General features: G+C 63.0%; 18 protein-coding genes. 10 read left to right on the plus strand and 8 right to left on the minus strand.

Going from position 1 to position 14,282, the window contains the following annotated elements; genetic code table 11:
- The first annotated feature begins 22 nt into the window (after window positions 1-22).
- Complete coding sequence (locus DTX69_RS08145) at window positions 23-889, plus strand: thermonuclease family protein (protein WP_284735625.1); 867 nt, start codon at window positions 23-25, stop codon at window positions 887-889.
- Between the two features lie 59 nt (window positions 890-948).
- Here the strand turns inward: DTX69_RS08145 and DTX69_RS08150 are convergent, their stop codons facing one another.
- Complete coding sequence (locus tag DTX69_RS08150) at window positions 949-1,650, minus strand: amino acid ABC transporter permease (RefSeq protein ID WP_119301025.1); 702 nt, start codon at window positions 1,648-1,650, stop codon at window positions 949-951.
- A 188-nt stretch (window positions 1,651-1,838) separates the two neighbouring features.
- Entirely contained in the window at window positions 1,839-2,639 is an 801-nt protein-coding gene (locus DTX69_RS08155) for an ABC transporter substrate-binding protein (RefSeq protein ID WP_119301026.1), read from the minus strand.
- A 129-nt stretch (window positions 2,640-2,768) separates the two neighbouring features.
- On the opposite strand from DTX69_RS08155, the gene DTX69_RS08160 reads away from it, so the two are divergent.
- Both DTX69_RS08160 and DTX69_RS08165 read left to right on the plus strand, forming a co-directional pair.
- Complete coding sequence (locus DTX69_RS08160; RefSeq protein ID WP_284735626.1) at window positions 2,769-3,239, plus strand: ArsR/SmtB family transcription factor; 471 nt, start codon at window positions 2,769-2,771, stop codon at window positions 3,237-3,239.
- Window positions 3,236-3,718, plus strand: coding sequence for an SRPBCC family protein (locus DTX69_RS08165; protein ID WP_119301028.1), 483 nt, complete (start codon window positions 3,236-3,238; stop codon window positions 3,716-3,718). The genes DTX69_RS08160 and DTX69_RS08165 overlap by 4 nt, the downstream gene beginning before the upstream one ends.
- 22 nt (window positions 3,719-3,740) lie before the next feature.
- On the opposite strand, the gene DTX69_RS08170 is transcribed toward DTX69_RS08165, so the two are convergent.
- The 5 genes from DTX69_RS08170 to DTX69_RS08190 form a co-directional block, all read right to left on the minus strand.
- The gene (locus DTX69_RS08170; RefSeq protein WP_119301029.1) at window positions 3,741-4,151 is read right to left on the minus strand and encodes a DUF6285 domain-containing protein; all 411 of its coding nucleotides are present in this window, start codon (window positions 4,149-4,151) and stop codon (window positions 3,741-3,743) included.
- Window positions 4,151-5,182, minus strand: coding sequence for a phosphotransferase family protein (locus DTX69_RS08175; protein ID WP_119301030.1), 1,032 nt, complete (start codon window positions 5,180-5,182; stop codon window positions 4,151-4,153). Before DTX69_RS08175 ends, DTX69_RS08170 begins: the two co-directional genes overlap by 1 nt.
- Before the next feature lie 3 nt (window positions 5,183-5,185).
- Complete coding sequence (gene ppa, locus DTX69_RS08180; RefSeq protein WP_119301031.1) at window positions 5,186-5,716, minus strand: inorganic diphosphatase; 531 nt, start codon at window positions 5,714-5,716, stop codon at window positions 5,186-5,188.
- A gap of 144 nt (window positions 5,717-5,860) precedes the next feature.
- Window positions 5,861-6,241, minus strand: a complete 381-nt coding sequence (locus DTX69_RS08185; RefSeq protein ID WP_119301032.1) for a lipoprotein — start codon at window positions 6,239-6,241, stop codon at window positions 5,861-5,863.
- 206 nt (window positions 6,242-6,447) lie between these two features.
- Window positions 6,448-6,963 (minus strand): PAS domain-containing protein, encoded by a 516-nt coding sequence (locus DTX69_RS08190; protein ID WP_119301033.1) that lies wholly within the window; start codon window positions 6,961-6,963, stop codon window positions 6,448-6,450.
- Between the two features lie 87 nt (window positions 6,964-7,050).
- On the opposite strand from DTX69_RS08190, the gene DTX69_RS08195 reads away from it, so the two are divergent.
- Entirely contained in the window at window positions 7,051-7,800 is a 750-nt protein-coding gene (locus DTX69_RS08195) for a GntR family transcriptional regulator (RefSeq protein WP_119301034.1), read from the plus strand.
- A gap of 7 nt (window positions 7,801-7,807) precedes the next feature.
- On the opposite strand, the gene DTX69_RS08200 is transcribed toward DTX69_RS08195, so the two are convergent.
- Window positions 7,808-8,737 (minus strand): 2-hydroxyacid dehydrogenase, encoded by a 930-nt coding sequence (locus tag DTX69_RS08200; protein ID WP_119301035.1) that lies wholly within the window; start codon window positions 8,735-8,737, stop codon window positions 7,808-7,810.
- Window positions 8,738-8,876: 139 nt separating this feature from the next.
- Between DTX69_RS08200 and DTX69_RS30970 the strand changes: the two genes are divergently transcribed.
- From DTX69_RS30970 to DTX69_RS08230, 6 genes are all read left to right on the plus strand, one after another.
- Entirely contained in the window at window positions 8,877-9,308 is a 432-nt protein-coding gene (locus DTX69_RS30970; protein WP_119301036.1) for a phosphatase PAP2 family protein, read from the plus strand.
- 488 nt (window positions 9,309-9,796) lie between these two features.
- The gene (locus DTX69_RS08210; protein ID WP_119301037.1) at window positions 9,797-9,979 is read left to right on the plus strand and encodes a Flp family type IVb pilin; all 183 of its coding nucleotides are present in this window, start codon (window positions 9,797-9,799) and stop codon (window positions 9,977-9,979) included.
- A 78-nt stretch (window positions 9,980-10,057) separates the two neighbouring features.
- The gene (locus tag DTX69_RS08215; protein ID WP_284735627.1) at window positions 10,058-10,276 is read left to right on the plus strand and encodes a Flp family type IVb pilin; all 219 of its coding nucleotides are present in this window, start codon (window positions 10,058-10,060) and stop codon (window positions 10,274-10,276) included.
- Window positions 10,277-10,513: 237 nt separating this feature from the next.
- The gene (locus DTX69_RS08220; RefSeq protein WP_119301038.1) at window positions 10,514-11,083 is read left to right on the plus strand and encodes an A24 family peptidase; all 570 of its coding nucleotides are present in this window, start codon (window positions 10,514-10,516) and stop codon (window positions 11,081-11,083) included.
- 258 nt (window positions 11,084-11,341) lie between these two features.
- On the plus strand, window positions 11,342-12,394 hold the full coding sequence (gene cpaB, locus DTX69_RS08225) for a Flp pilus assembly protein CpaB (protein ID WP_119301039.1): 1,053 nt from the start codon (window positions 11,342-11,344) through the stop codon (window positions 12,392-12,394).
- Between the two features lie 2 nt (window positions 12,395-12,396).
- On the plus strand, window positions 12,397-14,280 hold the full coding sequence (locus DTX69_RS08230; RefSeq protein ID WP_119301040.1) for a pilus assembly protein N-terminal domain-containing protein: 1,884 nt from the start codon (window positions 12,397-12,399) through the stop codon (window positions 14,278-14,280).
- The last annotated feature ends 2 nt before the right edge of the window (window positions 14,281-14,282 follow it).

Consider the following 14,282-nt stretch of genomic DNA (forward strand, 5'->3'; position numbering starts at 1 on the left):
TGCTGGCCAAACGATCCATGGCATGGCGACGGTGATCGACGGCGACGAGCTCCGGGTCGGTGACAGCCTCATCCGCCTGTTCGGCATCGCCGCGCCGGACATCAGTTCCAATCTCGGGCCCGATGCACGGCTCTATCTGGACGCGCTCGCCGGAGGCCAGCGCGTGACGTGCACGGAAGTGGATCGCAACGCGCACGGCCAAATGGTCGCGATCTGCGCGATCGACGGCACTGATGTCGCATCCGAGCTGCTGGCGCAGGGCCTCGCCTCGGTCTATCGCGTCGGCGCGGCGCCGACCGCGGCGGAACGGGAACTGGCCGCGCGCTACGACACCGAGGAGGCCGACGCCCGCGCGCGCAAGCTCGGTGTCTGGGCGCCGCGCGACGCTACAGCGCCTACCCCGCCGCAGCCCACGCCATTGCAAAGCGCCGTTCCGAAGTGGATCGAGCAGGCGCCGCTGCTCGGCCTTATTGCGGTGCTGGGCCTGATCGCGCTGGTGCTGCTTGCGCGAAGGCGCGATGTCACACCGGACGTAGAGGGTGCGGCCGACGGCCACGTACTCGCGGCCACGCTCCTGGCCGAGGTCGCCGCGATCCGCGATTCAGCACAGGAGCAGTACGACGGGACAAGGAGTCTGGTCCAGGACCTGCCGATCCCGGGCTCGCACCTGGGCCTGCTCGGTTTGCCGCGCGCGACGGTCTATGGCGCCAATGCCGATCGGCTGGACCTCTTGCCTGGCGAGATTGCGACCCGCCTGGTGCGGTTCTACGCGATGCACGATGGCGTCGCGCAATTGCTGCAGCACCCGGAGACGGTGCGGTGCGAGCTCTTGCGCTCCTCCCTCCACGGCCTGACCCGCAGTGCGGATGAGGTGCTGCAGGTCAGCTAAGCGCATTCTCTGGATGCGCTTAGATAGACTTCCCACCGGACGGGTTGACCTCTCGCACGTCAACTATATTGCGGAAACCTCCGCTCCAGACAGCGCGACAGCCAGGTCAGCAGCGTCAGGATGACGAAGTACTGCAGGCCGAGGAACGTATAGATCTCCATTGCGTGCAGGATCTGCGTCTGCAGCAGCGTCGCTTGCCGCGTGATCTCCAGCACGCCGATCGCGCCGGCAAGCGATGAATCCTTCACGACGGAAATGTACTGATTGACGGTCGGCGGCAGCATGCGGCGCAGCGCCTGCGGCAGCACGACGCGGCGCATGGCGAGCGCCCGTGACATCCCGAAGCTGTAGGCCGCGTCGATCTGGCCCTTCGACACGCTTTCGATACCCGCGCGGAACACTTCAATCAGGAAGGCGCCGGCATTGAGCGAGAGGCCAACGGTCGCCGCCGTGACCGCCGTCATGCTGGCAAAGAGCGAGATCACCGGCATGGTCTTGATCTCGTCCGGCAGGTCGCGCAGCGCGGTCGGAAAGCCGAAATAGATCCACAGCAGCACCACATAGAGCGGAATCTTGCGGAACAGATCGACATAGCCCGCCGCGAACCAGCGCAGTGCCTTGCGCCGGCTGCGCAGCATCAAGGCACCGCCGAGGCCGATGATCGATCCGAAGATGATCGAATAGAACGAGATCAGCAGGGTCAGCGGGATGCCGGACAGCAGGAAGAGAAGGTACTTCTGCCCATTGGGATTGGTCGGCATGAGCACCGTCCAATTCCCGCAGCCGGTTAGGACGAGAGCGATACAGGCAAGGAGCGCTATTGATGGATTATGATCCCCTCCCCCGAAACGGGGGAGGGTTAGGGAGGGGGAAGCCGGCGCACGATGGGAAAGAGCCTTCGCTCGCTTCCCCCTCCCCAGCCCTCCCCCATATTGGGGGAGGGTGTTTGTTAGCCCGCGATCCACTTCTGGAACAGGCTGTCGAAGAAGCCGGATTGCTGCCGGAGCTTGATCCAGGTGTTGACCCAATTGAGCCAGACCTGGTCGCCCTGCCGCGTCATCATGCTGATAGGCTGGCCTTCGATTGGATGGCTGGGATCGACGACGGCGAATTCCCTCTCGTACTGTGCCAACGCCTTCTTGATGAAAACCGTATCGGTGATCGCCGCCGTGACGCGGCCTGCGAGCAGCTCCTGGTAGTCGAGCGCGGGTGCAGTAATGGGCACGACCTCCGCCTTGGTGAAGTTCTTCTTGGCGGATTCCTCTGCCGAAGTGCCCGCCATCACCGCCAGCTTCACTCCCTCCTGATCCATCGCGCGCCAGCTCGCGAACTTGCCGTCGTCCTTCTTGAGGATAAGCGGCACCAGCGGCGAATCGAGATAGGGATCCGAGAAGGCGACGCTCTTCAGCCGCTCGAGAGTCATGGTGACACCGGAGGCGACCACATCATATTTGTCCGCCGCGATGCCGGCGCCGAGCGTATCCCAGTTCGTCGGCACGAACTCGAGTTTCACGCCGAGATCGGCGGCGAGCGCGGTCACCACGTCGATCTCATAACCCTTGTAGGTCTTGGTGGCCTGATCGAGCTCGGAGAACGGCGGATAATCGCCGGTTGTGCCCACGCGCAGCGTGCCGCGGTTCAGGATCTGGTGCAGCAACGAATTCTCCGCCGCACTCGCGGCCTGCTGGCCCATTGCCAGGGTCACGGCAAGGCCAAGGGCGACCAAGGCGCCTTTCAACATCGCTTTCATGACAATCCCTCTTTGGTTGGACTCCGGGTGCAAGGCCCAGGTCGATGCGGCGCGCCTCCCAATGACGACCGCTCAATTCAATCAATAGCCGAGCGCGGTCCAAGCTGCAAAGGGGACCGCATCGCCCAGGTGGCCAGCACCACCGGTGCTGCGCCAGGTCGGACGCGCCGCGGGCTTGACGATACGCTCGAAGTTGTGCATAACCTGGTCGTTATAGAACCATATGGTTATGGAATGACCTCATCCGAACGCCTCAATGCCACCTTCATCGCCCTCGCTGATCCCACCCGGCGGGCGATCCTGGCCCGGCTCGCCACGGGCGAAGCTTCGGTGCTGGAACTGGCCAAGCCCTTCGCCATGAGTCAGCCGGCAATTTCCAAGCATCTCAAGGTCTTGGAACGCGCCGGCCTGATCTCCCGCGGGCGCGACGCCCAGCGTCGCCCCTGCCGCATCGAAGGCAAGCCCCTCGCCGATATCAGCGAATGGCTCGAGAACTATCGCCGGATCTGGGAGGAGAACTTCCAACGTCTCGATGCCCTGCTCGAGGAGCTGCAAGCGCCCGAGAAAAAGACCGCCCCCCGCAAAGGAAAACGCCTATGACCAAGACATTGACCGTGACCACGCCCTCCGACCGCGAGATCGTGCTCTCGCGCACCTTCAACGCGCCGCGCAACCTGGTGTTCGACGCCCTGACCAAGCCGGAGTTGGTGAAGCGCTGGATGCTGGGCAACGTGGGCGCCTCGATGCCAGTGTGCGAGATCGACCTGAAGGTCGGCGGCGCCTATCGCTTCGTGTGGCGTAGCCCGGACGGCTCTGAATTTGCCATGAACGGGTTGTATCGCGAGATCGTGCGGCCGGAGAGGATCGTCAACACCCAGCGCATGGAAGCGGCGTGGCTTCCTGGCGAGTTAGTGCTGACCACCACGCTCGCCGAGAGCGGCGGCATCACCACCTTCACCTCCACCACGCTTTGTGATTCACGGGAGACGCGCGACAAGCTCCTGAAAGGTGGCATGGAGAGCGGCGCGAGCGCGAGCTACGACCGTCTGGCGGATGTACTGGTGGAGCTTCTGCGATGACTGGGCATCTTGCGCCGTTCCTTCAGTAGGAAGATTCCGCCCTGCGCTGCCGCCGTGTCATGTATTTGGCATTGGTAAGACGCAAGCGGTTGGCGGTCGCTTTCAGCAGGTGATCGCGCAGCCGTACTTGCGTTGGGCCGTCGCTTGGCAAGGTGCGTGCGCGGATGGCGTCCGCGAGGGCGCGTCGGGCGGCAATGGCATCACCATCGAACGTGCGGCCGAGCAAACCTTCGATTTCCGCCAACTCGCGGCCCATGATGGCCGGGTCGCTCGAGAGCTCCGCCTGCGCGATGGCGAGCGCATGAACGGCCGCAAGCATCGCCTCATGCTCCGGCGTTTCCTTCAGCTCAGGCAGCGCACGTGCGCGCAGCGTCTCGATTGCGCGCTCGAGCAGCTCGGCCGGGCCATATGGCAGGAGTGGGCTATTCGCCATCACGCGGCCTCCGCTGCATAGTGCTCGATCTCGAGCAGCAGATCATATTCGGCCTCGAGCGATCGCAGGCCCGTCAGCATGGCCGCAAGCCCCTGCTCCGCATCGCCGGCGGGCCGTGCGGCGCGCTGCAGCGCCGCGATGCCCTGGCGGATCGCGGCTGCAATCTCCCAGAAGCGCACGCGGCGATCATCGACCTCGTGTCCGGCAACATCCTTGTAGCCGTCATAGAGCGCTTCGCGACTGCCGATGCCGCCGGCTTCGCGGTCCGGCAGGCCGTGGCGCGCGCCGCGTGCGCACAGCCAGCCCAGATCCTCCATCGGATCGCTCCAGCGCACCTGCTCCAGATCGAGAATGCCGACCAGCTGCTCGCCGTCGGCGACAAAATTGCCAAGGCGCAGGTCGCGATGACACAGCGCAAAACCCTCGATACCGGGCGCATGGTCGAGGAACCAGTTGATCGCCCATTCGAAGCAAGGCTGTGGCGTTCCAATATCGTCCAATGCCGCGTGCCATTCTGCGGCGCGCCGTCGCGCCCAGTCCGCGTCGGGATGCGGCAGGAAGGCGATCTCCGCCGGCGCCTTTTCAAGCGTAATCCGATGCAGCCGCGCCAATTCCTGGCCCAGACGATAAGCGAGGCGGTCGCCCTCTTCCATCGACAGCTCGCTTTGCAGCGCAGCCGCGTCTACCGTGCCCGCCGCGTGGCGCAACACCATGAACGGCCAGCCCAGCGCGTCACCGTTCGCTTCGAGCCAGAGCGGTTCGGGAGTCGTCAGGCCCGCGCCGAACGCGACGCGACGAATGGCGAATTCTTCGGCGCCGGTGAGCATGGAGCCGCGATCATCGCTCTGCCCCCGCACGACCAGCGCGTGCCGCCCGGTCAAAGGACCGCCGAGAAATTCCACCGAGATCAGATAGTGCGCACGTCCCGCATCGCCGGGAAGCGCACGCTCGAGGCCGACATCCGCACGCTCCGCCTGCGCCGCCTTGCGGAGAAAATCCGAGAGCGCCTTGACCGACCCGCGCGGCAGCAAGGATCACTCCTTGCCGTAATTGGCGATCGATTGCCGGATCAGCTCGCAGGCTTCCTCCGGCTCGGCCCAGCGCGTCACCTTCACCCACTTGCCTTTTTCAAGATCCTTGTAGTGCGCGAAGAAGTGCGCCACCTGTTCCCGCAGTACGTCCGGCAGATCGCGGTACGATCCGACATTGGCATAATAGGGATGCAGCTTGTCCACCGGCACGGCGATGATCTTCTCGTCGCCGCCGGCTTCATCCTCCATGAGCAGCGCTCCGACGGGGCGTGAACGGACGACGGCACCCGGCACCACCGCGGTCGGGCCGAGCACGATGACATCCATAGGGTCGCCGTCCGCGGCCAGCGTGTGCGGGATGAAGCCGTAATTGCCGGGATAGAACATGGCCGTGTAGAGGAACCGGTCCACATACATGGCGCCGGACACCTTATCGAGCTCGTACTTGACCGGATTTCCACCAAGCGGAATCTCGATCACCACGTTAACGTCGTAAGGCGGATTCTCGCCCGTCTTGATCTTGGAAAGGTCCATCTGGCAAATGCTCCGGCTCAGTTGGGCCGGAACATACAGAAACGCAGAACCGCCGCAACTGCGATCAACAGAGGCCCAGTTTGGTCACAGAAAAACCCCGGCCGCTGCCTGCGACCGGGGCTGTGCACTTAAACGAGCTGCCGTCTAGTTGAGGACGTTGTAGCCGCGGCCGCGCATGCAGTTGTCGATGATGCGCTGCTGCTCGTTGACGCCGCTATAGGCGCCGGCACCGACGCCGACCGCGCCACCGGTGGCCGCACCGACGGCCGCGGCCTCACCAGCGCCGACGCCGCCGACCAGCGCGCCCGTAATGGCGCCCAAGGCCGCACCAGCCGCTGCGCCGCCGAGACCACCGACCGCGGCATCACCGGCCGGGCTCACCTGCTCCGCATACTGGCGGCACTCGAACAGATCCTGCTGATAGCGGGCCGAATCGTGGCCCTTGGTATCGACCACCGGCTGGTAGGTCTGCGCACAACCCGCCAGGGTCGCCATCGCCACCGCCAAGGTCAAAAGCCTCTTCATTTGTAACCTCTCTCCTTGTGGCGGGACGCATCCCAACGGGGCGCCCCGATTCCCGCGAGCACTATCGGCGGACCGGCCAAGCTCCGATAGACACAAATCAGTGATTGGGCCCGCTCGTAAACCAAAAGTCACACTCCAATATGCCCTCACCTGGGCGTTCCCGAAAGTGACATTCCGCACAGGTCAAACTGTAGCCTACCGAAACTCTATAACGATTGATCTGGAACAATTCCTGTCATCAATCGATCGACCCGTTCGCCATCATTGGAGAACGGTAGGATCACCACCTCCCAATCAATCAACCGCTCATGGAAGACGATTTGTCGCCGATGGTAGCGCGGCTCGCCGTGCTGGACGACGTCGGTATAGGAGATGCTGGCCATTGCCGCATGCTCCGACGGCATCGCTTCATCCAGGTAGCGGCGCGTACAATCGATGCCGAACAGCTCTACCTGGTTGGTGCCGTCGAGGCGGAAATAGAACCGCATAGGATCGCGATGAACTTCGATCAGGCTGATATAGCCAAGGGCGAATCGCGCATCCAACGGATCGAAATCGCGACGCGTCGGCATCCGGCGGACGCCGCGAATCTCCCTCCAATATGCGACAAACCGGCGCAACACATCGCTCCGGATCGACGATAGGTCGGCGATGGGCTGTGCCGAGCGTTCGTTCCCGCTCCGCCGCAGATCGGTGGACATGGGCCCATTGTCCCAGTCCATCGGTTAATTTCTGGCTTCTGCCGCCAAGCCCTGGTATGAGCGGCCCTGAACAGCCGATGAGGCGGGACCTAGCCCCGCCGGGATATCATGAGCTCTAAGCGCCGAACCAGACTTGCCGGGCCGGAAGCCGCCAGCGAGATCAGCCGGGCGGTGACGCCGCAGCGCCATGCACCCGCGCGGCATGGCGACAATTCCATGCGCGTCTATGACGTTCTGCGTCAGCGCATCGCAACCCGCCAATATGCTCCTGGTATTCGCCTGACCGAGGCCGAGATCGCAGAGGAGTTCGAGGTCTCGCGCACGCCAGTGCGTCAGGCGCTGCACCGGCTGGCGGTCGAGGGGCTGGTGGAGGTGAAGAACGGCGTCGGCATCCAGGTGACCGAGGTCGACGATGCGGAGCTGCAGGACATCTACGAATTGCGCATGTCCCTCGCGACGTTGATCGGGCGACTGTCGCCGCGGTCGCTCTCCAAAGACGACATGGCGGAGCTTCACGCGGTGAGGCAGCGGCTGGCCGAGATCCTCGCCGGGGATCAGGAGCCGGAGATCGGCGAGTATGCCGATCTGTGCGATCGTTTCTTCACGCGGCTCAACAACGTCATCGGCAACACCTTCCTGCGTCAGTTCCAGGATCAGCTCTACACCCAGACCGACCGCTACTGGTACGGCTGGCTGGCGAAGGCAGACGTGCGGCAGGAAGTGCAATACTTCTATTATGAGGTCGAGGAGTCGCTACGCGCGCTCGCGGTCAATGATTTCGACGCCCTTGGCATGATCCGGCGAAACCACATCTCCATGATGCTCACGCGGGCCGAGGGCTATCGCAGGCCGCGCTGAGCGCGCTCTAATAGCCCTTCGTGCGATCCACCTGGTTGATGAGCGCCTCGCCGGCCAACGCACGGCGATAGTTCTCGATGATGTCGGCGGCACCGGTGCCCGGGCGCGTGATTGCCGCGACGTGCGGCGTGACCGTCACCTGCGGATGTTTCCAGAACGGATGATCGCCGGGCAACGGTTCGGCCGCGAAGACATCCAGGATCGCGCGCGACAGTCCGCCGGAGTCGAGTGCCGCCAACAAATCTGCTTCGACCAGATGTGCGCCGCGCGCGGCGTGCACGAGCACGGCACCGCGTGCCAGCGGCGCAAAGGTCGCCCCGTTGAGGATGCCGCGCGTACCCTCGGTCAGCGGCAGCAGGCAGACCAGGATGTGCGCACCAGCCAGGCAGTCCCGCAATCCATCGCTGCCGGCGAAACTCTGGATGCCGGCAATCTCTTTGCGGCTGCGGCTCCAGCCGCGCACGTTGAACCCGAGCCCGGCGAGGCGCGTGCCGGCATCCGCGCCCAGGGTACCGAGGCCGAGGATCGCAACGGTGATGGTGCGGGGCGATACCGGATTCAACTCCAGCCACTGCCGCGCGCGCTGGGCGGCGCGCAATCGGGGCCCTTCCCGCGCGCTGTCCAGCACATGGAGCACAACGAATTCCGTCATGCTGACAGTGAGGCCTTGATCGACCATGCGCGCCAGCGGCCGGTCCGATGGTAGATTGGCGTCCATCAGCAGATGATTGACTCCCGCCCAGGTCGACTGGATCGCCTTCAGATTGGGGAAAGCGCGCAGATCGCCCGGCGCCCGTCCGCCGACAATGGCGAAATCGATCTCCGCCGCGGCGCCCGAATCCGGCCAGAAGCGCAGCTCAAGCTGAGGCTCGAGCGCGTGGATCGCCGCCGCCCAAGCGGCCGCATCGGCCGGGTCATCCGCATAGAGGATTGCCATTCCTGTCTTTCCTTTTTGCTGTCGTCCGTGCCCGACTGCGTTTCCTCCGCACTCATCACCATCGCCTCCGCCGCGTCAAGCTGCAGGAGACAGCACGGGCGGGACAGCCGTAGAGGAGTGGGAATGCGCGCTCAGCACCATGTTGCCTGGATCCTCCGGACAGCTATGCGCCGCTCATGGCGTACCTGCGCGATACCGTGCAGGCGACGCTGGTACTGGGCGTCGGCTCTCCGCCGAAATTGGTCGCTGTGTCCAGGACCTGTTGTACCAGCAGAGCGACACCGGGCTTGGGCTCGGAATATCCGCTGCACCGAGCATGCATGTCGCCTCCACTTGGCTGATCGCGCGCATGCTGCAGACCTATTATGGACGCTGGCCGCCATCGCCGGTTGCAGCTTTCCTTGGCGTCATCCTGATCGGGTCGGTGCATCTCGGATGGCATTACGCGCTCGATGGCTACGTTTCCATCGCCGCCGCCTGGGCTCCCTGGCGATTCACTGGTCGGCTTGTGGGTCGGCCCGCGACACGAGCTGTGCTTTGGCCGAAAACACTCCCACCAATGCCCGCCTAGCGCGCTGCGAGCACTTTATCCGACGACTGGCAGCCATCCGCATGCTTTCGTTCGAATATTTGCGCTATTTAAATATTAGCCACTATTTACTTAAAACTTTAGGTCATCGGCTGGGAACTGGCGCCGGGGACTATGCACATATAGCTGTGTCGGAGCGCACCGATTGACCGCCCGCCTTTCACCGTTCGTTAATTTCTCGGTCCTATAACAGCCATGTTCCCGGCGCCTCGGGCGTGGACTCATCGCAGCCTTGAGCCGATGGAACAGCCCAAGCGAATACTGTTCTTGTCGAATTATTATAGTAAAAGTATATTTTTGATTGAGTTATCTAAAATAAATCTTCGGGCAAATTCGGATTTTTACTTGTGTTAACGTGCTGGTTGATTTATTAGCTCATGTGACATTCGGCGGCAAACAATCCGATGCCGCATGGGTGGAGTGGGAAGTGGTCGCCGTCGGGGCGCCACGTCGATTAGGAGGAACTAACGATGCTTCGCTTCTTTCGCAAGTTGCGTAAGGACGAGAACGGCGCCACGGCCATCGAGTACGGTCTGATCGCCGGTCTGATTTCTGTCGTGATCATCGGTGCCGTTACCCTCGTTGGCAACTCGCTGAACTTGGTGTTCATGAAGATCGAGGGCGCGCTGGAAAACGTTGTGTCCAGCAACTAACACGCGGGAACGTACTTGACGAACGGCGGGCTGAGGGTTCGCTCTGCCCGCCGTTTGGCTTCTTCGGGGGGTTCACCGATGGTGGACCAATTCGATACGGCAGTCACAGGAGACCTGACGATGCTCCGATTCTATCGAAGGCTTCGTGAGGACGAATTGGGCGCTACGGCTGTTGAATACGGTCTGATCGCTGGTCTGATTTCCGTCGTCATCATCACATCTCTCGTGGCCGTTGAAAACGCGATGACGGGCGCCTTCAACTACATCAGTTCTAACATCGATAGTGCACTGAACTAGTGCGCGTTCGGCGGTGGGTCCGAAGTCTCTCGCCCGCCGCCCATTTTCTACATGCTCCCCGTGGATGACCAGGACGACGCTTTCCGCCGCGCGGGTGCATTTCTCTCCCATTGCGTCTCTGAGCTCGATCGACGAGCTCGTGCACGCTGCCTTCGAATCGGGTGCTTGCGTCGGTCTGCTCGCACTGCGATGCTGACCACGGAAGACACCTTGTCTCTGATTTGACCGAAGGGCCCGATGACCTACGCCGACTGGATCCACGTTCTCGCCGCCTCCGCGACAGCCATTCTGCTGATTGCCGCCGGTGTCAGCGACGTTCGGCGCTATCGCATTCCGAACACCTTCGTCTATGCGATCGTGATCGCCTTCGCGATCGGCGCGATCTTCAACATGACATGGAGTGCCATGGGATGGTCTGTGCTGGCCGGACTGGGCATGTTCCTGTTGGGTGCGGGCCTGTTCGCGCTCGGATTGTTCGGTGGCGGCGATGTCAAATTAATCGCGGCCATGGCGCTGTGGACCGGCCTCCCTGCTCTGCCGCGCTTTCTGTTTGTCATGACCGCGGCGGGCGGATTGCTGGGCGTTGTGTGGATGCTCAAGCGGCGACGCCAGCGTCCCGTGTTGGCAAGCGACCCGGCTTCGCCGTCCGATGCGCCTCATGCCGCCGCATTGTCGTCCGACAATGTGTCAGGACAAAAAGTTCCAAACCGCATTCCCTACGGGGTCGCGATCGCAATTGCCGGCTTGGACTTCTTCGTCACGAGCATGCGCTCTCCCTTCACGCCGTTCTGGTCCTGGCTGCAGTAGCGCCGCCAACCTAGGAACGAATTCTGCGATTCAATTAGAGCGGGTTTTTATCGGGTTCGAGTGGCCATGCTCGAGCAACTGCACGGCGCGACTCTCCAGCAGTGCATTTTCCGCAAGTTCTTGCCCTGCTCAGTAAAACGCAAATAGCGCCTTCAGAATTTACCAATCCTTCACCATGGGTGCCTAGCATCGGGACGATTGCGGATACTCGCACACGTCCGCGTTGCATAATTTCGTGGGAAGAGGAGCCGGTTTTCCATGAGGCCATCCGTCATCATGCTCGCCGTTGTCGCGCTGGTTCTCGCGGGCGCGGCGGCGTTTCTGGTCAAAGTGTTCCTCGAACGCCAGGCGCAGCCTGTCATCGTTCAAGAGGAAAAGCCGAAGGGTGGTGCGAAGGTCCTGGTTGCGAGCCGCACCATCAATCCCGGCGAAATTCTGTCGACGAAGGATGTCACCTGGGCCGAATGGCCGAAGGCGCTCATCACTGAGCGGATGATCGACGAAAGCGAGTTCGTCGTGCCGTCGGCCACTGTGCCGCCGACGCAAGTCGGCATGATCGTGCGCACGGGCGAAGGTGATGCGTCGACCAAGAAGTCGGCGAGTGGCGCAGTGGAAAACGGCGCGCAATCGTCGAGCCCCGCCGACGCGGCGATTGTCGGTGCGGTAGCCCGCCGCCGCATCCTTGCCAACGAGCCGATCAGCCCGGATCAGCTGATCCAGCGCGGTGACCGCAGCATCGGTTCTGCCGTCGTCTCGCCCGGCATGCGTGCCGTCTCGATCCCGATCAATGCCACGAGCGCGTCCGGCGGCTTCATTGCGCCGGGCGACTACGTGGACGTGATCCTGTCGATCGAGCACAAACTCACGATCGTTGATGGCAGCGGCAAGGAACTGCCGCAAGGCACGCCGGCGACACTGCCGGACGGCGATGAATTACTCAAGGTTACGAGCGAAACCGTCCTGCGCAACGTGAAGGTCCTGGCAATCGATCAGAAGCTGGGCCGCAGAGCCGAGGAAGGCCCGGCCGACGTGGGCAAGACCGCAACGCTAGAGGTCTCGCTGTCCGATACCGAGAAGCTGCTCACAGCATCGAAGCTCGGCAGCCTGACGCTGGTCCTGCGGAGCATGATCGTCGAAGACACGCCGCAAGACGAAATCGACGCGTTCGAAGATCCTTTCAATTTCACGACCGACGTGGCGACCAGTCGCGCAGTCTCGGCCATTCACACGACGTCGTCGTTGTATGGCCATAGGGAGAGCGGCGGCGTGCGCGTCAATAGGGGCGGTGCAATTTCACAGGAAGGAAAATAGCCGTGTCGAAACTTCACGGAATCGCAGCCATCCTGGTCGTCGGGGCACTGTGGGGGGCCTCCACGACTTTTGCGGAGACCCCGCCGGCCGCGACTTCGCCTGAAGTTCCGGCGCCCATCGTGGACAAACTGCCGCTGGCAGGCTCGCCGGGTGTGCCTGGCCCGAACGCGATCATGCTGACGCCGGTCGACACGAACGGCAATCCCGTCGCATCAGGCGAAAATCGGCTGGTGCCCGCGCCCAAGGCGGCCCAGAAGCCGGCGACATCGTCACCAGTACCGGCGAACACCAAGGTCGATAGCGCGACAGCCGCCGCAAGCGCCGCGGCCAGCGCCCTGGCAACCCAGACCAACAGGCAGCTCAAGCCGATCAAGAAGGTGATCGGCATCGTCAACAATCCGGGCGCCGAGGATGCGACATTGGACGCCGAGGCGGAGCTTCTGGCCGACATGCCCGAGTTCCGTTCGCCGCTGACCAGCTTGCCCGCCAACCAGGTGGCTGCCAACGTGCCGCTCGACGCCTACGAGTTCGACCCTACCAAGGGTGCGAGCGCTCCGGTCAAACGCGTGCAGATCCCAGTTGAGCCACTGCCGGCGACTCCTGCGGTCGGCGCGGATCATTTCGAGCTGCCGCTCAACAAGACGCGTCCGATCGAGCTCGACCGCGCGGTGCGCGACGTGATCATCGGCAACCCCGAAGTCGCTGACGTTGTGGTGCGTGCGCCCGGCCAGATCTATTTGATTGGCCGCTCGGTCGGCGAGACCAACGTGTTCCTGGTAGATGCCAGGGGCAACCTGGTGCGTAAGCTCGAGGTGGTGGTCAATCCCGACGGATCGGCAGTCGAGGCCGCGATTCGCCAGTTGCTCCCCAAGGAGCGCATCAACGTGAGGGGCGTTGGCGATTCCGTTGTGCTCTCCGGCGTCGCCAGCTCGGATGGTGCCGCCGCACAGGCCCAGCAGATTGCACGCCGGTTCGTGCCGAACGACGACAACATCATCAACATGATCACAGTCGGCTCCGAGCAGCAGGTGCTAATCAGGGTCAAGGTCGCCGAGGTGCAGAAGACGGCCCTGAAGCAACTCGGCTCCCTTTTTGACCTGGCTGCGCAGGACCTTGGCCCATTTGCGCTCGACTTCCTGAGCACGGCGGGCCTTACCAGCGCGATCGGAACTCTTGCTTTCAACGGCGACAACGTCGATGCGACGTTCGAAGCGCTTGAGTCGCAAGGCATGCTGCGGACATTGGCCCAGCCCAACCTGCTCGCAATCTCCGGCGAGCCCGCCAGCATGCTGGCTGGCGGCGAATATCCTGTCGTTGCGGTGTCGGATGACGGAGACTCGGCCACTGTCTCGGTCGAGTACAAGCCGTTCGGCGTCAGCCTCGCATTCCTTCCGGTGGTAATCGCGCCTGGCCGCATCTGGCTCAAGGTCTCCACCGAGGTCAGCGCCTTGTCGACCGCGAACTCTGTCACCTTGCCGTTCGGCGATGACGACTTCACCATCCTTGGTCTGCAGACCCGCCGCGCCAACAGCACCATCGAGCTGCCAAGCGGTGGCGGCATCATGATTGCCGGCCTGCTGCAGGACGACATTCAGAGCACGATCACTGGTGTTCCTGGGCTGATGGATATTCCCATTCTCGGTGCGCTGTTCCGGTCGACCGACTTCCAGCGCAACGAAACCGAATTGGTAATCCTCGTGAACGTCATGCTCGCCAAGCCAGTCGACCCGGATCTGCTGGCTGCGCCGACGGACGGCCTGTCGCCCTCGCATGACCTAGATCGCTACTTCCTCGGCAACCTCCAGAGCCTCTACGTCAAGCGGCCACCCGAGGGCAGCCAGCCGAGCGAGGGTCCGAAAGGCCCCATCGGCTACATCATCAATTGAGG

This window comes from Dongia deserti (assembly GCF_003574735.1).
In the GTDB taxonomy this organism is placed as follows: domain Bacteria; phylum Pseudomonadota; class Alphaproteobacteria; order Dongiales; family Dongiaceae; genus Dongia_A; species Dongia_A deserti.